General features: G+C 60.9%; 13 protein-coding genes and 1 pseudogene. 5 read left to right on the forward strand and 9 right to left on the reverse strand.

The window, feature by feature from the left end:
• Positions 1-7: 7 nt before the first annotated feature.
• The 6 genes from I8E17_RS18960 to I8E17_RS18985 are packed head-to-tail and all read right to left on the reverse strand — an operon-like array spanning position 8 to position 8,060.
• Positions 8-937, reverse strand: coding sequence for a DUF5655 domain-containing protein (locus tag I8E17_RS18960; RefSeq protein ID WP_219511217.1), 930 nt, complete (start codon positions 935-937; stop codon positions 8-10).
• Between the two features lie 7 nt (positions 938-944).
• Positions 945-1,685 carry a SprT family zinc-dependent metalloprotease gene (locus I8E17_RS18965; RefSeq protein ID WP_219511214.1) on the reverse strand — a complete coding sequence of 247 codons (741 nt, stop codon included), beginning with the start codon at positions 1,683-1,685 and terminating at the stop codon, positions 945-947.
• Positions 1,682-4,651 (reverse strand): type I restriction endonuclease subunit R, encoded by a 2,970-nt coding sequence (locus I8E17_RS18970; protein ID WP_219511213.1) that lies wholly within the window; start codon positions 4,649-4,651, stop codon positions 1,682-1,684. Before I8E17_RS18970 ends, I8E17_RS18965 begins: the two co-directional genes overlap by 4 nt.
• Positions 4,648-5,904: a restriction endonuclease subunit S gene (locus I8E17_RS18975; RefSeq protein WP_219511209.1), complete on the reverse strand. Its 1,257-nt coding sequence runs from the start codon at positions 5,902-5,904 to the stop codon at positions 4,648-4,650. The genes I8E17_RS18970 and I8E17_RS18975 overlap by 4 nt, the downstream gene beginning before the upstream one ends.
• Positions 5,894-7,420, reverse strand: coding sequence for a class I SAM-dependent DNA methyltransferase (locus tag I8E17_RS18980; RefSeq protein ID WP_219511470.1), 1,527 nt, complete (start codon positions 7,418-7,420; stop codon positions 5,894-5,896). The genes I8E17_RS18975 and I8E17_RS18980 overlap by 11 nt, the downstream gene beginning before the upstream one ends.
• A 7-nt stretch (positions 7,421-7,427) precedes the next feature.
• Positions 7,428-8,060: a restriction endonuclease subunit S gene (locus I8E17_RS18985; RefSeq protein ID WP_219511205.1), complete on the reverse strand. Its 633-nt coding sequence runs from the start codon at positions 8,058-8,060 to the stop codon at positions 7,428-7,430.
• Between the two features lie 160 nt (positions 8,061-8,220).
• On the opposite strand from I8E17_RS18985, the gene I8E17_RS18990 reads away from it, so the two are divergent.
• Positions 8,221-8,475: a hypothetical protein gene (locus I8E17_RS18990; RefSeq protein ID WP_219511536.1), complete on the forward strand. Its 255-nt coding sequence runs from the start codon at positions 8,221-8,223 to the stop codon at positions 8,473-8,475.
• Between the two features lie 138 nt (positions 8,476-8,613).
• Positions 8,614-8,784: a YegP family protein gene (locus tag I8E17_RS18995; RefSeq protein WP_219511202.1), complete on the forward strand. Its 171-nt coding sequence runs from the start codon at positions 8,614-8,616 to the stop codon at positions 8,782-8,784.
• Positions 8,785-9,026: 242 nt separating this feature from the next.
• Here I8E17_RS18995 and I8E17_RS19000 read toward each other — a convergent pair whose 3' ends face one another.
• The 3 genes and pseudogenes from I8E17_RS19000 to I8E17_RS19010 all read right to left on the reverse strand — a co-directional run bounded on the left by I8E17_RS19000 (position 9,027) and on the right by I8E17_RS19010 (position 11,420).
• Positions 9,027-10,259, reverse strand: a complete 1,233-nt coding sequence (locus I8E17_RS19000) for a type II toxin-antitoxin system HipA family toxin (protein ID WP_219511200.1) — start codon at positions 10,257-10,259, stop codon at positions 9,027-9,029.
• Positions 10,259-10,636 carry a helix-turn-helix transcriptional regulator gene (locus tag I8E17_RS19005; protein ID WP_048648545.1) on the reverse strand — a complete coding sequence of 126 codons (378 nt, stop codon included), beginning with the start codon at positions 10,634-10,636 and terminating at the stop codon, positions 10,259-10,261. The genes I8E17_RS19000 and I8E17_RS19005 overlap by 1 nt, the downstream gene beginning before the upstream one ends.
• Positions 10,637-10,802: 166 nt before the next feature.
• Positions 10,803-11,420: pseudogene (locus I8E17_RS19010) on the reverse strand (type IV toxin-antitoxin system AbiEi family antitoxin domain-containing protein).
• A 342-nt stretch (positions 11,421-11,762) separates the two neighbouring features.
• Between I8E17_RS19010 and I8E17_RS19015 the strand changes: the two are divergent.
• The 3 genes from I8E17_RS19015 (at position 11,763) to I8E17_RS19025 (ending at position 15,764) form a co-directional block, all read left to right on the forward strand.
• Positions 11,763-12,956 carry a DUF932 domain-containing protein gene (locus I8E17_RS19015; RefSeq protein WP_219511198.1) on the forward strand — a complete coding sequence of 398 codons (1,194 nt, stop codon included), beginning with the start codon at positions 11,763-11,765 and terminating at the stop codon, positions 12,954-12,956.
• 175 nt (positions 12,957-13,131) lie between these two features.
• The gene (locus I8E17_RS19020) at positions 13,132-15,267 is read left to right on the forward strand and encodes a ParB/RepB/Spo0J family partition protein (protein WP_219511195.1); all 2,136 of its coding nucleotides are present in this window, start codon (positions 13,132-13,134) and stop codon (positions 15,265-15,267) included.
• 98 nt (positions 15,268-15,365) lie between these two features.
• On the forward strand, positions 15,366-15,764 hold the full coding sequence (locus I8E17_RS19025; protein ID WP_219511191.1) for a hypothetical protein: 399 nt from the start codon (positions 15,366-15,368) through the stop codon (positions 15,762-15,764).
• Positions 15,765-15,820 lie beyond the last annotated feature (56 nt).

Genomic DNA, 15,820 nt, shown 5'->3' on the forward strand with positions numbered 1-15,820 from the left:
TCCGGCATTAGGCCCCATCATAGCTGCGGTCCATCAGTGGCTTGGCTTTGTCCAGCGTGGAGACATCAGTGATGATGATTTCGAGGTCGCCAGTACCGAAGTGACCGATATTGCGCACGTCGCGGGTAAAACCCGGCTCAAGTTGTATGGTCGCCGGATCGACCTTGACGAAAACTTTAAGGTGCCTGATCTGCGGCTTGACCTCGACGCACGCAAAGTTCTTCAGGCGGCGGAAGGCGACATAGTTGTCTAGGGTCTTCAACTCGACATCATCGCCTAGCGCCAGCAGGTACGCCTTCGTTGCTTCGTAGAGATCGACAAGATCTTGGTCGGCATCCGCGAGGTACTGCGTAACAGTTTTCTGGCGCGACCGAGGTCGCATCGCCGCAGGCTCGCCTTGGGCGTCAACGCTGGCGGAGATTTCGCGCGCGGGCCGCTCCGATGCCGAGGTCAGCAGTTCGAACAGCAAGAGTTCGTCACCAAAGCGGCGATAGCGAACCAGCGCAATATTTCGGTTCATCTGGTTGACCGCATGAGCATCGTATTTTGTGAAATCACCCGCGATGCAGATCAGCCGGGGCGTCGTCCAATCGACGGCCTTCGCCTCTTCGGCGCCGAAGCGCTCCAAAACAAGCCATTCGAAATCACGGCGGTGGTCCATCAGCCAGTCGAGGTAGAATAAGCCTTGGTTGATGACGTTCTCATTGCTGGCCCGTTTGTACTCGACGATCACAGGCGAACCATTCTCGTCGATGCCCAGCGAATCCATGCGTCCGCCGTTCGTCGTCGAAAACTCCGATGCAAGAAACCGCACACCGAGGAACGCTTCCATGTTGCGTTCAATGAGGGTCTGCAACGACTTCTCCAGCGCGACCGCGCTGCCGCGAAGCTCTGTGACCGAAGCACTGTCCGTGCGAAAGAGTTTTATATCGCTCATACAAAAATCACCAAATGAACTGGTGCCCCATTCTATCAAGTCTTCTTAGGCGATCCTCATAGTCCGGCATGATCGTTTCCAACGACCGCCAAAATCGCCGTGAATGATTGTGCTCAAGAACGTGACAAGCCTCGTGTGCAATAACGTAGTCGACCAGCGGCATGGGAGCCATCACCAAGCGCCAGTTGAGGCGGATGCGTCCCCGTGAATCGCAACTTCCCCAGCGTTTGGACTGGTCAACGACATTGACGGTCGGTGTTGGAATGCCAAGCGTCTCTGCGATCATTCGCGCACGGGCAGGAAAATGCTGGATCGCATGTGCTCGGTACCAGTGCCTGAGCCCGCTGCGGACAGCGGCGCGCTGAATGGATTCATGGCCATTCGGCAGTACCGGAGCGACAAGGGTTGAACCCCTCGCAGCAATCCGGGTCGTGACGGCGGTTTCGTCGGGAATGAGCTTCAGGCGATATTGCCGGCCGAGGTAGTGAAAGGTCTCGCCACTCACAAATTCCTTGGCGACCGGCTGCCCCCCAAGTTCGCGGTACGCCGCCTGTTTGCGAAGCAGCCAAGCGCCTTTCTTGCGAACGATGCCGAGGACGCGGTCATCGTCCAGGTCCGACGGTGCGAGGACGCGCACCCCATCGAAGCCGACGGATATTGCCACGGTCTTCCGGCGCGCCGTCCGCTCGATCAGGAACGCAAACGTTTCGCCGCCAAAAACGATGGAATACTGAGCCGCGTCCGTCATCCCGCATACCTCGCGCGGGCGACATCCATGATCTTTGCCGTCGTGGCTTCAACCTTGTGCGCATCCAGTCCCAAGCTGCGCAATTGCTCCTTGATGGATCGGCGCATCTGTCGCTGGACGTCCTCCTTTTGATGCCAGTCGACAACTTCGGCATATTCCTCAAGCGCCTTGGTGATACCGGCAGCGCTCCGGGAGCGTTCGGGGTCTGGTAGGTCTGCGTCAATGAAGGGCAGGATGGCGGCAGCCGTTCCGGTAAGGCCGTCGCCTCTGCCCGCCGAGCCCGAGCGAATATCTGCGGCTTGCCCGACCATTGCTTCAAGCTGGGTCAAGGCGCTGGCAGCGGACACGCGAGCTTCCCGCCTATCATTGACGATCCGCTCCAACTGTTCCCAAAGCGAGGCGTAAGCCGTGGGGTTCTCGTCGCGGTGGACGTGGATCTCCTGGCGGATGGCGTGCTCGATCTCCGCTGCCTTGGCGTCGCTCGACCTGAGGCTTTCCAGATGCGGACGGAAGGCGGGGTCGAGAATATCGAACTTCACCAACAACTGTTCGACACCCGTCACCGAGAGGTGGCTGGTGATAATCTCGCCCACCTTCGCGCCGTAATCCTTCGGGTCAAATGGCTCCTCGTGATAGGCGCGGCGGGCGAGAACGCGGATGCGCGATAGCCACTTCAAGTCGGATGGATAGGGTTCTTCCAATGCCTTTGGGTCAGGCAAGACCATGTCCATGGCCTCGGCAAAGCGTAGGAAGTCGAGTTCGAATTTGGCGCGGATGTCGTCGGGGCGCAGCAGCTCGACGCACGTCGTATCGTCCTCGCGGCCAATACCTTCGAAGAGTCGAATGGCCGCTCGGTGCCGACTTTCAAGAAGCTGGACTTTCTCGGACAGTGGACGAAGCGCACTGGCTATGCCGTCTTCGTCCGAGAACATATCCAGGGCATCGGAAATGCGTCGATTGTCGCCCCAATAGTCAACGACCAACCCATAGGTCTTACCGTCAGCGGTCCGGTTCACGCGGGCGATGGCCTGCAAAAGCGTATGCTCTCGCAGAGGGGCATCGAGATACAGAACCTGCTCTACCGGCGCGTCAAAACCGGTGAGCAGCATATCGCATACGACCAAGATTTTCAGCGGATCGTCACGCTTCTTGAACCGGCCAATCATGGTGTCGCGGTCGCGTTTGGACAGGTGATGAGCTTGCAACCGGGCGCTGTCGTTGTTGGATGCAGACATGATCAGCGCGCATTCTGGCGCACCGAGCTGCCGCAAAGCTTCGACGTAGGCCACGGCGACGTCTCGGCTGACGGTCACTATTTGGGCTTTGAAACCATTCGGTTCGATCGTGCTTCGATAGTGCGCAAGGATATCTTTGGCGATGGCCTCAACACGAACTTGAGCTCCAGCAAGCTTCTCCTGAAGCCGCATGCCGCGCTTCAGTTTCTCAATCTCTTCGTTCGACAGTTCAGGGAACGTGGCCCGAATATCCCGTTCGAGATCGCGGCCGTCGATCCGTAGTTGTGCGTCGCGCATCTCGTAATAGATTGGGACGGTCGCTCCATCCTTCACAGCCTGGTCGATCAGGTAGCGGTGCAGATAGTCGCCGAAGACCTCGCGGGTGCTGCGGTCCTTTTTGTCGATGGGCGTGCCGGTAAAGGCGATCATGCAGGCATTGGGCAGTCCTGCCCGCATCCGAGCGGCAAGCGCACCATATTGCGTCCGGTGCGCTTCATCGACCATGACGAAGACGTTCCGCGCTTTGGAAATGACCGAAGAGCGTTTCGGCACGGCGCTGTGAAACTTGTGGACGGTGGTCAGAACTGTGGTTCCAGCGCCGCCCGATAGAGCGTTGCGCAGCGCGTCTCCGCTTTCGGCCTGGATGGGGTTGGCAAATCCTGAACGCTGGAATTGTCCGGTGATCTGGTCATCAAGGTCGGTTCTATCCGTAACGATGACAATCGTCGGATTTTCGGCTTCGGGAAGGCGGCGCAGCTTGGTCGCAAGAAACACCATCGTCAGCGATTTACCGGAGCCTTGGGTGTGGTGGATGACCCCGCCACGGCGTTGCGGATTGGGTGCGGTCCGGATGCGCTCAATCGCCTTGCCGACGGCAACGAACTGCTGATAGCGCGCCAGCTTCTTGATGCGCCGTCCGTCGATAGTCTCGAACATCACGAAGTTGCGGATGAGATCGAGGAGATTGGCCGGGGCGAGAAGCCCGGCGAGCAAGATGTCTTGTCCGGTTGGCGTTCGACCCAATTGCGCCGCAAGCGCGTCGAGCGTGAGTGGATAGGGGTCTTTCCACTCAGCCCATTGCCTGACAGGCGTCAGAGTCGTGCCATATTTCGCCACGTCGCGCGCCAGTGCTATGGAAATCTGCGCCGTCTCGAACAAGCGGGGTGCGCCAAGCCCGGCGAATTCATCCCGGCTTTCGTAGCGCCGGAACTGGCGGATCGCCTCGCCCATCGGGTCGGCCAGTGATGGCGATTTACATTCAATTACCCCGAGCGGGAGGCCGTTCACGTAAACGACGATATCGGGGATGATGTCCTGACGAGCCCCCTTGATCGCGACTTGGCGGGCGAACTCGAACGTGTTGGCGGATGGATCGTCGAAGTCAAAAAACCGCACATTGCGGTCCTGTCGTCTGCCGCCTTCCGTGTGGGGGGCCGTCACGCCGTAGGTGAGAGCCGTATAGGCGCTCTCGTTGGCTTCCATGACATCGACGGCTGTAACGCGCGTGACAGCCGCGACAGCGCGGCGGACGCCGTCCTCGCCGAGCCACGGATTGAGGCGCTTCAGGCATTCCGCAAGGCGGACGGTCAAAACCGGTTCGGCTGCCAGTCCGTCGCGCAACCGTCGCACGTCGTCTGGTGATAAGGGCTTATAGTCGAACAGCACCCGCAGCAGATCCGCTGCCGGCTCCTCTACCCATTCGCGCTCAAGCTGTTCACTGGTTTCGTTCATGCGGCTCGCCCGGCTTTATCACGGTGCCGCGCAATGATGCTCTCCGGGAGGCGAATGCGCCCTGACAACAGTTCTTGCGCGAGAGCAGCGCGCACCTCAAGCGTAGCATTCAACTTGGCGCGCTCGGCATCTAGCCGTGTCTCGATGGCTTCATAAAGGTCTGCAAATTGGTCCTGATCGGCCTTCGGTGGAACAACAATCTCAAAGCGTTTGAGCGTCTTCGAATTGATATTCCATTGCGAAACACCCGGCGTCGCCAATGTCTTTAGTCGCTCTTGAGTGCGCGGTAGGTTTAAGACGCCATTCAGCCAGAACGGGTTGACGCCCGTCTTAGCGACAAGTCGGATAAGGTAACTCGCGAAGACGATCTGCGTGCTGGGCGTATTCCTAACAATACCCGTTTTGCCGACGAGGGCTTGGCTGTTCGTCCTGTTGAATAGAATGTCACCTTCCCTAATTGCGCATGAAGCAATTTCAGCTGGTGTCACATCCGTTGACTTCAGGGTGCCGACGTTAACATTTACTCGACCATCCCCAATATCCGGCATTCTCAGGACTGGCACCTTGCCTTCGCCATCCAGTGGGATGGAAAGTCCATATTGGCACTGTCGAACAAGTGAACCGATCGACCGCAAAGGCCATCTCAGTTGCTCCTCGCCGCCCTGAAAGTCGCGGGTCAGTTCAATGCGGCTCTTTGCTAGCGCCTCAATCAAGGCCCCCGTCTTGGCGATAGCTTCCTCCACCGCACCCAAGACCTCGGCAATCGCGCGCTGTTCGGCGAGCGGGGGAAGCGGCATCTGAAAAGCCCCAACATCGCGCGGGCGAATGGCGGCATAATTTGTTGAGCCGACAGCATCGACTTGCCGTTGAAGTCGACCATCGCGAATGACATGATCAAGCCAATTCAATGCAACATGTGCTCGATCGATTTCGAACAAGAAGTAGTGCCCGCTGACGATTGCGCCATCACCTTCAGTCGGCACCAATCCGAACCCGCCCACTTTGGCATCGATTTCCGCAACTAGAAGGTCGTCAGCCTTACAAAGCTTTTGGCGCTTGGTTTTGACGTAACTACCCAGCACTCGATCACGTGGTTCGATGCCTTGGTTCCGCACACGAGCCGTGACGCGCTGATAGAGCGTGTTGTCATCGATTTCGATCCACTTCGCACGCTCGCGAATGACTTCCCGCAAGCGAATGATTGGCCATTCCGCAGCCACCGGGCCAAAACGGGTAAACTTCTTACCCGACATAACCCATCTCCTTAAGAAGGGTATTCATACGGGCGGCGGCTTCATCGCGGGCCTTCTCAGCATCCCAAAGCTTGGCAAGCTCAGCCTGCACATCAATCGGCTTTTCGGGCTCAAGCGTGTCGATGTAGCGGGAGATGTTGAGGTTGAAATCGTTCTCTTCGATTTCTTTCATATCCACTACACGGCAAAAGCGGTCTTCATTTCCCCAGGCGCGGAAGGCGTCACGAATGTCCCTGATATCGCCTTCACCCAAGATGTTCTTTTTGGGACGCTCCTCAAACTTCTTCGCACCGTGGATGAACAGTACCTTGCCTTTACGCTCAGGTGCCTTCGCCTTGTTGAGGATCAAAACGGTCGCTGGAATGCCAGTGCCGGCGAACAGATTTTCCGGCAGGCCGATGATCGCCTCGAACAGATCGGCTTTCAGCATCGCTTCGCGAATGCGCCCGTCGCCTGAGCCGCGGAACAGCACCCCGTGCGGCATCACCACGCCGCAAACACCTTTAGCGTTGAGCGTCGCCACCATGTGCTGAACGAAGGCCAGATCGCCCATATTTTTGGGGGGGATGCCGTAGATGAATCGGTTATGTCCCTTCTTCTCAGTGTCGCCAGAAACGTCCTCCGCGCCCCAGCTATCCAGCGAGAAAGGCGGGTTGGCGATCACGCGATCATAAAGGAAGAGGTTGCCGTCCTGATCGAGCAGGCGCGGATTGCGGATTGTATCGCCCTTTTCAATCCGCGCATCGCGAAGCCCATGCAGCAGCAGGTTCATCTTGGCGATGGCCCATGTGCCAAGGTTCTTTTCCTGCCCATGCAGCGTGATGTTGAGCGCTTCGCCGAGCCGCTTGCCTTCAAGCTCCGCCACATGCTCCGCGACCTGAACCAGCATGCCGCCTGAGCCACAGGTGGGGTCGCTGATGCGCATGCCGGGCTTGGGGTCCAGCAGCTCCACGATCAGCCGCACGACATGATGGGGGGTGTAGAACTCGCCGCCCTTCTTGCCTGCATCGTCCGCGAACTTATCGATCAGGTATTCATAGGCGCGACCAAGCATGTCCGGCTCTGAAAGCGAGGCGTTCGACAGGTCGATGCGTGAGAAGTGGTCGATCAGACGCGACAAAACGCCTTCCCGGTTCTTGGCGTCGCCAAGGCGCGATTCGGAATTGAAGTCGATATTGGCCAGCACGCCTTCAATCGAGGGATTGGCGTCCTCAATCGCGGCGCATGCCTTGTTGAGGTGATCGCCAATGCCCGTCGTCAGCTTTTTGATCGACGACCAGCGCGCGCGTTCAACCAGAAAGAACTCATGCTCGTCCGGGTCGCTATAGGCAACGTCCTCCGGCAGGCCCTGACGGATAGCCTCTTTGGCCTCTTCCTCGAAACGATCAGAAAGGCGCTTTAGAAACAGAAAGCCGAAGATGTAGATCTTGTAATCGGAACTATCGATGGAGCCGCGAAGAATATCGGCGGATTTCCAGAGATGATTTTCCAGTTCGGTACGTGTGAGTTTGGCCATGTTTCCCTCAATGGTTCTGGTTGTCGCCAAACAGGCGCGCGTCAATCAGACGTCGCGCGAGTGAGCGGCGGATTTCGGCAGCCTCCAGGGCGGTGCGGTAGGCGATTTGCGCGTCCTTAACGAGGGCAACGATGCTCTCCTGTTCGTTCCGCGACGGCAGATTGATTTCGAGCTTGGCAAGGTCTTTCGGCGACAGGGACAGCAGCGTCGTCGCCCCTCTCCGTAGGACTTCGATCTTTGGGCGAAACACATCGCTGGACAGGATTGCAAACAGCGCACCGCCCGCCACATCAGGGCCGGGCCGCACGACAATGATGTTTGCGCTGGCGATAGCCCCTACTGTCTCAGCCCCCACAAGGCCGAATTTCAGCAGCGTGCCGCGCCCCGTGACGAGCACGTCGTCGACCTGCACCGCGTAGGTCGCGGCTTTGGAGGGAGACGAAAAACCTACTGTGTCCAGCGCTTCTCGCGCGGCTACAGCGCCATCTTGGAGGTCACGTACGCCGATAACCGGCAGCCGTTCGCCCGGGCTAACCACCGTTTCCTCGCGCGACACCCCAACGCCCGCGAAGACCTCCGCAACATCCAGAAGGCGTGCGGTGGAGCGGCCGAGGCCGACTGCTTTCACTTGTTTCTTCATGCGCGATTGATAGCCGTAGCAAGCTACGTCGTCAAGAAACAATTAAACCGTAATCAGCTACGGAGTAAAATTACGTGATTTAAGCTTGACGGCCCAGCGAATCGCGCTCATATAGGAGACGCCTGGCTAGAGTCTGGCCTTGGAAACATAGGAGAAATGCATGGCATCACGGGCGAAGCCCAGTGGCCTCACAATTACGGAGCGCGACGCGGCGCTCATTCGCGGAATGATCAAGCGGGGCGACCGCCATCACGATATCGCGGCGTTCTTCGGCCTCAATCAGGGCCGGATCGCTGAAGTAAAGGATGGGACGCGGTTTCCTGAAGTTCCGCCGGTGAGTCCAGACGAACTTCCGCCGAGGGGGCCGTATCTCACCCCGAAGGCAAAATGGATGGAAAACCGACTGGTCTCGTAAACCAGCCGATTTCCGAATACCTGGGCCGAAGCCCGCTAGGCATGCTTGAACACCATTACCCTAGCTGGCCCATACTCAAAAATCAATGACCCGGCGCTTCGGACGGGTCTCATTTTCGGCCCAAGGAGGGCCAGCTACATGTTTGAAATCCTTCGCGCGAACGCAGGCGGGTACTTCTGGCGCCTTAAGGGCGCCAACGGCGAAACCCTGTGCCACTCCGAGGTCTACACCTCCAAGCAGTCCGCACAGGCGGGCGTCGATGCGGCGAAGAGGGTTGCCCCGCTCGCCCAGATCCACGACCGGACCTAACGTACTCAACTTAAGTTTGAATGAGCCCCGTAGTGAACGCTGCGGGGCTCCTTTTTCTGCACAGCCCTTCAAGCTAAATCTGATTGCCCGGCACGCGGCTTGGCTCTTTGCAGCTGCTCACCCCTGGATTTCCCACGCCCCGCTTTCAAAGGCATCTCAGCGATCCGTCGTGGCTCATGACGTCAGCACCGCTCAAGTACTCATATTTGAGTGATTAACGCAGAATGATCGTCATATATGAGCTAAGTACTGCGCGCTGTTTCCATCTCATCACCGACGAAAGCAGCCTCATAGTCGCGCGCCAGCGCGCCTGAGACGCCAACCTGTCTGAAGGCCTCTCGCCATCCGTCCGAAACGCGCTGCGCTACTGCCCGGATGATCTCTCGAGCTTCAGCCTTAGGAATCTCGAAAAACTCGCAGGCTTCCAGGGCAAGATTGATCGACCGATCATGGGCGCCGCCTTCGAGGATCGCCGTCTCGAGATGCGGGTTGCGATCCGGGGCCGGGTTCACGTCGAATACCGGCGACAAGCGCCACTGACCCGCCCCCACATAGAGGAAGCCGTGGTTCTTGAGATGATCGTCCTTGTTGGACACGAGGATCGTGAAGATCAGACGCCGATAGAGTTCGCGGAAATCGTCAGAAGGATCGGACGAATAAGCCCGCATGAAATCGACGATCTCCGTATAGGAGCCCAGCTCCACTCCCGTTTTGCCGAGTGCGGTGCGCGCGGAGATGTACGGAATCCGTGCGGCCCCACGGCGGTCGAACCGCTGGATCAGCGCAACTGGAAACGGCGTGTCTGATAGTTCCAACCGTGTCTCGGGCGTGCGGATACCGCAGGCTGCCGCCAGGCGCAGCGTTGCGACCTCGACGCGCTCGATCGGCTGCTGATCGTGGACGGAGGTGAACTTCGCCAGCCACAGCGCGTCGCCGTCCCTGACATTGGCTTTGGGGCGCGCGCCGCCGGAGCCGCCGGCGCCGGCCAGCGCCTGCATTTCCTCGGGTGAGATTTCCTTGCCTTGCTCATAGGCCCGCGCGATCGCCGTGATGGTTTCGAGATCGACAAGACGCGGAACGGCGTCCGCTGCCTTGCCGCGAATGACCCCGCCCTTGTCATCCAGAAAGCGCAACGCGCCTTGGCGGCAGGTATCGTCGGAAAGCGTCAGATACTCGAATTCGTTAAGACCATTGCCATAGGCACGTTCCAGCAGCCGGCGTCCCCAGCTGTCCGGAGCCGCATCGGCGAAAACGCCCGCCAAGGCGTCGCGCATGTTGCCGGGCTGCCCCGAGGTGTGAAATGGGCCGGCCTCAAGAGGGAAATCGGGCTGTATGGCGAAGGCGCGCGGATTCTCGATCCATTCGGCGCCATAGGCGAAGGTCGAGAATTGACGCGGCCCGGCATGGGTGAAACGCAACTGGCCCACCGATGTCCGGCCTTCGCCAAGCGCGACATGGGCGACGAAATCGGCCATCAGAAGGAAGCCCCGTCAGGGTCCACAACGTCCTGCCGATCCTGCGTCTCCTCCGTCTGAGCCTTCTGCTTTTTCAGCCTTGCCGCGAAGGAGCGGCCCCTGCGCGGTCCGTGCTCCGCTGCCAGCGCCAGCCCCAGATCGTCCTTGCGGATATCGACCAGGTCAGCGAGCCGCTCCAGAAGGCCCAGCACAACGAGAACGTCGGCAAGCGTTCCGATGGCAACGCCCGGATCACCCCGTTCAAGGCGGGCGATGGAACTTGGCGAGGTTCCCGCACGCACGGCGAGATCCGCCACGGCAATACCACGCCGCAGCCGCGCGTTGCGGATATCCTGGCCCAGCCGTTCCAGTGCAGGTTTCGCCTTGGGGGAACCCATCTCAATCATCCATATATGATGAAAAACATCGATAAATCGATCATATATGACTAATTAGCCAGGATGTCAAGAATTCTAGTTCGCGCCCGCCCGGTCCACCATCACCTAGTTTTGGGAATCTGCGGCAGGCGGGGCGCGAACTGAGGAGCCGATATTCTTGATCTCCTTAGCGATTGGCGGTCAGTGCCTCGAGATAGGGTCGAATGACCGTGGCGACCGTTCCTTGTTCAGCCTAGCTGGCAATCTCGCTTGGCGTCGTCTTGCGCTGGCGCAGCGCTTACTGAAGGCCTTCGATCGCCACGGACAGGCCAATCTTGTTCCGATATCGGAAACAATCGGCAATCGTCTTTGCGACGCCGAAAACCTTTACGGGCACCCTCTCGACAGGGTGCGTCTCAACCCCCTCCGTCAGGACACGATCTGTGAAACGCACCAGCTGAATGGGCGTGCCTTCGGGTTTCGGGGACCAGTCCTTCTGGCCCACGGCGAGCCAAACTTTCCTCGGGAGCTGATCCGTCAGGCCATGAAAAGACAGGGCCGAAACGAGGCAAACGACGCCCTTGGAAACCCGTTTGGCGGCCTCTGCCAGACTGTGGTGGACGTCGAGCGGCGCATCGGAAAGTTGATAAAGTCCTCGCGCGAGCCGAAGCACCTCGCCGTCGCGTTCCATGCGGCTCATGGTGGCGGCTGTTACGCCCGCCTCGCGCAGCTCTGCCAGGCGCGAAATGCCGCGCGCGGTCAGCACGGTATGGGCAATCTGGCGTTGGGACATGGATGACGGCACGATACGGAACCTCGGAGAAAAGGACCTCTTATCCGAGGAATTGTATCAATCTGCGTAGATGAAGAAAGGTGCCAGGTAGAAGAGGCTGCCGCTCTACGAAACGCGTTCGCCTCAAACGGACCCCTGAGCCAACAGCGACGACTGCTCACCGGGTCACCTTGTACATCCGCACCGGGAGGGGAAAGCCTTCCCCTGCGCCCGAGCCCGCTGGTCTCGACCCACCCCTTCTGCAGGGCGGCTGCCCCGCAACGCCCCGCTGAGAGTGAGAGAGTGGACTTGTTTCCCGTGACGGGTTGAAGGTTGGAGAAGAGGTCTCCGGCGCCCGTCATGGAGATTGGTCCCATGAATATGCAGGTCCTCGATGCGCGCCGTGACACCAGCGGCGGTTACAAGGTCGATGTCGGCCGTGGCGAGCGGGTCGGCCGCGTCTCGTCAGAGTGGTTCTCGCGTCCGGCCGACGATCGCTACCTGTCTCTGTCCGAGTTGGCCCGCACTGCCCGCGACCGCACCGAACGCAGCCGGACGCGGGTGGTGGAGAGTGCGCTCATCCATGTCGAGGCGAACCGCAACGACCCGGAGCGGCTGGCCCTCATCCTGCCGGGCACGGACACGCCAGTCGCGCCGACGCACTGGTCCTTCGGACAACTCGCCAGCCTGGTCGGAGCGCCCGCAGCCTATCTGCGCCAACTCCCGGCCGCCCTCGCTGGCATCAACCTGCAATATGGCCTGACCTCCAATCGGGCCGAGCAGATCAAGACGCTCGAAACCGATACTGGGCGTGTCGAACTGCGCGCCGTCACTGGCCCGGACTATGGCCGCATCTACGATCACGAACTGGTCGAGGCGGTGCAGCGCATTGCCGGCAACGGCACGGGCGACACCCGCTGGAAGGTGCCGGGCGTGCTCGACTGGTCGACCGGGATCTACAATCCGCGCGTCGACATCACCAAGGATACGACCACGCTCTATGCCTCCGACCGGGACGTCTTCCTGTTCCTGGTCGACGACCTGAATCCGATCGAGGCCGGCCGACTGCCGGACGGATCGCCCGACCTCTATTTCCGGGGCTTCTATTGCTGGAATTCCGAGGTCGGCGCCAAGACGCTCGGCATGGCGAGCTTCTATCTGCGCGCGGTCTGCCAGAACCGAAATCTGTGGGGTGTGGAGGATTTCGAGGAAATCATCATCCGCCACTCCAAATATGCGGCCAATCGCTTCGCGCACGAGGCGGCCCCGGCGCTGCTGAACTTCGCGAACTCCTCGCCCCTGCCGTTCGTCAACGGCATCAAGGCGGCGCGCGAGCGTATCGTCGCCAGAACAGACGAGGACCGCACCGACTTCCTGCGTCGGCGGGGCTTCTCCAAGGCCGAGACCGGCAAGATCATCGACAGGGTGCTGGCCGAGGAAGGCCGTCCGCCCGAGTCCATCTTCGACTTCGTGCAAGGCATCACCGCCGTCGCGCGCGACAAGCCGCATCAGGACGCCCGCCTCGACATGGAGGGCAAGGCCAAGAAGCTGCTCGATCGAGCCGCCTGATTTCCGCAAAGCCGGGGATGCGGTTTTCCGCGTCTCCGGCTTTGCGCTTCCGTGCCTTTCAGGTTTGCCGGTTCGTGGCGCTGCCCCCTTTAGAGGAAGAGGGCGGCGCTTCGCTTCGTGACGGGTTGGAGGTTGAGAGAGAGTCTCTCGGCCGCCCGTCACGGAGTAAATCCCGATGGCTACTGCCGTTCAGAAGATCACCCTGTCGTCCTCGCGCGACATCCCCTTCAACAAGCTGGTGCTCAGCCAGTCCAACGTCCGGCGGGTGAAGGCCGGCGTCTCGATCGAGGACCTCGCGGCCTCAATCGCCCGGCGCGGCCTGATCCAGAGCCTCAGCGTCTTCCCCGTCGTTGACGCCGAAGGCAACGAGACCGGCATGTTCGAGGTGCCCGCCGGCGGCCGCCGCTTCCGCGCGCTCGAACTGCTGGTGAAGCAGAAGCGTCTCGCCAAGATCGCGCCCGTACCCTGCGTGGTCCGCGATCGTGACGGCGCCATCCTCCCGGAGGAGGTGTCGCTGGCCGAAAATATCGAGCGCGCGTCGCTCCATCCGCTCGATCAGTTCCGCGCCTTCCACGACATGCTGACCAAGGGCATGACCGAGGAGGAGATCGCCGCGGCGCTCTTCGTGCCCGTCAACGTGGTCAAGCAGCGGCTGCGCCTCGCGACCGTGTCGCCCGCGCTGCACGAGGTCTATGCTGACGACGGCATGACGCTGGAGCAGCTCATGGCATTCACGGTCTCCCAAGACCACGAGCGTCAGACCCAGGTCTGGAACGCGATCAAGGACGCCTGGTCGAAGGAACCCTATCAGATCCGGCGCATGCTGACCGAGACCACGGTGCGCGCGTCCGACAAGCGTGCCGTCTTCCTCGGCATCGAAGCCTATGAGGCGGCTGGCGGCATCGTCATGCGTGACCTCTTCCAGGCCGATGATGGCGGCTGGCTGCAGGACGTGGGGCTTCTCGATCGCCTCGTCGCCGACAAGCTGAAGGCCGAGGCTGAGGTGATCGCCGCCGAGGGCTGGAAGTGGATCGAGGTCGCGGTCAGCTTCCCCTACGACGCGGTACGCGGCCTGCACGAGGTCCCCGGCGTGCCGATTGATCTGTCGGCCGACGAACAAGCGACCATCGAGGCGCTCAACGCCGAGCAGGCCAGTCTTGAAGCGGAATATCAGGACGCCGACGAACTGCCCGATGAGATCGACGAGCGTATGGGCGAGATCGAGACGGCTCTGGCAGCCTTCGACGACCGGCCCGAGCACTTCGACCCGGCCGACATCGCCATCGCCGGCGTCTTCGTCAGCATCGACGCCAACGGATCGCTTTCGGTCGATCGCGGCTTCGTCCGGCCCGAGGATGTGCCGCCGGTCCGTGCCGATGGCGACGAGGGATCGGAGACGGACACCGAATCCGATGGCACCGCGAGCCCGTCGGTGCAGCGCGCCGTCATCACCATCGGCGGCCAGCCTGTCGAACCGGAGGACGATGAGGACGACAGCATCAAGCCGTTGCCCGAACGCCTCGTGATCGAGCTGACCGCCTACCGCACCCTCGCGTTGCGCAACGCCGTGGCGGAAAACCCGCACATCGCCATGACGGCGCTTCTCCACAAGCTGGTCTCGGACAACTTCATGACCCGCATGTACACGGGCGCCATGGAGGCGGGGGTGAAGCATATCTTCTTCCCGGTTCAGGACGAGACGCTGAAGGACAGTCCCTCCGCGCGGGCTGTGCAGGAGCGTCACGAGGCCTGGGCCGCCGACATCCCGAAGGACGACGACGCCCTCTGGGACTGGCTCGCTGGTCTCGACGATGCCAGCCGCATGGCGCTACTGGCGCATTGCGTCAGCTATGGGGTCAACGCGCTCTATGAGCGGCCGAACCCACACAGCGCGGGCGGCGTGTCGCAGCATACGCTCGATATGAGGCTCGCGCAGGCCGACCGGCTGACGCGGGCGACCGGGCTCGACTTGGTCGAAGCCGGCTGGCGTCCGACCTTCGGCAACTACCTCAACCGTGTCACCAAGCCGCGCATCCTCGAAGCCGTCCGCGAAGGCGCCGGCGAACGGGCGGCCGAGCTTATCGGTCATCTGAAAAAGGGCGACATGGCCAAGGAGGCCGAGCGTCTCCTGGCCGACAGCGGCTGGCTGCCTGAGCCGCTTCGGATTGCCGGCGTCGACGGCGATCCCGCAGCGGATGCGGACGGCGGCGGCGTGGAAGCCGAGCTGCCCGACTTCCTCAGCGCCGACGACGAGTCCGAACCGCCGGCCGATGGCGAGGACGACGAACGTCACCTCATCGCCGCCGAATGAGCGGGCTCGCGGGACGGCTTCGGCCGCTCCGCACCTTCCAATCCCATCCACTCAGAGCCCGGCCCAGCGCCGGGCTCTTTTCGTTTCAGGAGCCTGATATGGCCGAATATCTCACCCGCTTCTCCTGCCTGCTCGACGTCGGCTCGGTCGCCAATGTCGCGCGCGCCTTCGACATCTACACCGCGCTGATGGCCGAAAACGGTCGCGAGGACCCGCCCGCCGAGCCGTTCCTGCTCTCGCTCACGCCCGAACACGGCGCGACACGCCTTTGGCTTCGCGACCCCGGAACCGCCGATCCGCAATTGCTTGTCACCTTCGTCACCCGCTGCGCGGAGACATTCGCGCTCACCGGCACCTGGGGCTTTCAGTGGGCCGGCGTCGCCTCGGACCCTGTCGTCGACGGTTTCTCCGGCGGCGCCCATCTGCTCGATCTCTCCACCGGCCGCACGATCGAGTGGATCAGCACCGGCCGGTGGCTAGCGGAGGGAGGTGTGTGATGATTCCCGACCATGCGCGCGCCCGGCCTCACGGTCGGGCGCTTTTTTTATGTCAG

The organism is Rhizobium sp. AB2/73, from assembly GCF_020871915.1.
In the GTDB taxonomy this organism is placed as follows: Bacteria; Pseudomonadota; Alphaproteobacteria; order Rhizobiales; family Rhizobiaceae; genus Rhizobium; species Rhizobium dioscoreae.

Excerpts from the sequence above, each read along its gene's own strand:
- I8E17_RS18960 (WP_219511217.1), bottom strand. The coding sequence starts at position 937 with ATGAGCGATATAAAACTCTTTCGCACGGACAGTGCTTCGGTCACAGAG.
- I8E17_RS18965 (WP_219511214.1), bottom strand. The coding sequence starts at position 1,685 with ATGACGGACGCGGCTCAGTATTCCATCGTTTTTGGCGGCGAAACGTTT.
- I8E17_RS18970 (WP_219511213.1), bottom strand. The coding sequence starts at position 4,651 with ATGAACGAAACCAGTGAACAGCTTGAGCGCGAATGGGTAGAGGAGCCG.
- I8E17_RS18975 (WP_219511209.1), bottom strand. The coding sequence starts at position 5,904 with ATGTCGGGTAAGAAGTTTACCCGTTTTGGCCCGGTGGCTGCGGAATGG.
- I8E17_RS18980 (WP_219511470.1), bottom strand. The coding sequence starts at position 7,420 with ATGGCCAAACTCACACGTACCGAACTGGAAAATCATCTCTGGAAATCC.
- I8E17_RS18985 (WP_219511205.1), bottom strand. The coding sequence starts at position 8,060 with ATGAAGAAACAAGTGAAAGCAGTCGGCCTCGGCCGCTCCACCGCACGC.
- I8E17_RS18990 (WP_219511536.1), top strand. The coding sequence starts at position 8,221 with ATGGCATCACGGGCGAAGCCCAGTGGCCTCACAATTACGGAGCGCGAC.
- I8E17_RS18995 (WP_219511202.1), top strand. The coding sequence starts at position 8,614 with ATGTTTGAAATCCTTCGCGCGAACGCAGGCGGGTACTTCTGGCGCCTT.
- I8E17_RS19000 (WP_219511200.1), bottom strand. The coding sequence starts at position 10,259 with ATGGCCGATTTCGTCGCCCATGTCGCGCTTGGCGAAGGCCGGACATCG.
- I8E17_RS19005 (WP_048648545.1), bottom strand. The coding sequence starts at position 10,636 with ATGGGTTCCCCCAAGGCGAAACCTGCACTGGAACGGCTGGGCCAGGAT.
- I8E17_RS19015 (WP_219511198.1), top strand. The coding sequence starts at position 11,763 with ATGAATATGCAGGTCCTCGATGCGCGCCGTGACACCAGCGGCGGTTAC.
- I8E17_RS19020 (WP_219511195.1), top strand. The coding sequence starts at position 13,132 with ATGGCTACTGCCGTTCAGAAGATCACCCTGTCGTCCTCGCGCGACATC.
- I8E17_RS19025 (WP_219511191.1), top strand. The coding sequence starts at position 15,366 with ATGGCCGAATATCTCACCCGCTTCTCCTGCCTGCTCGACGTCGGCTCG.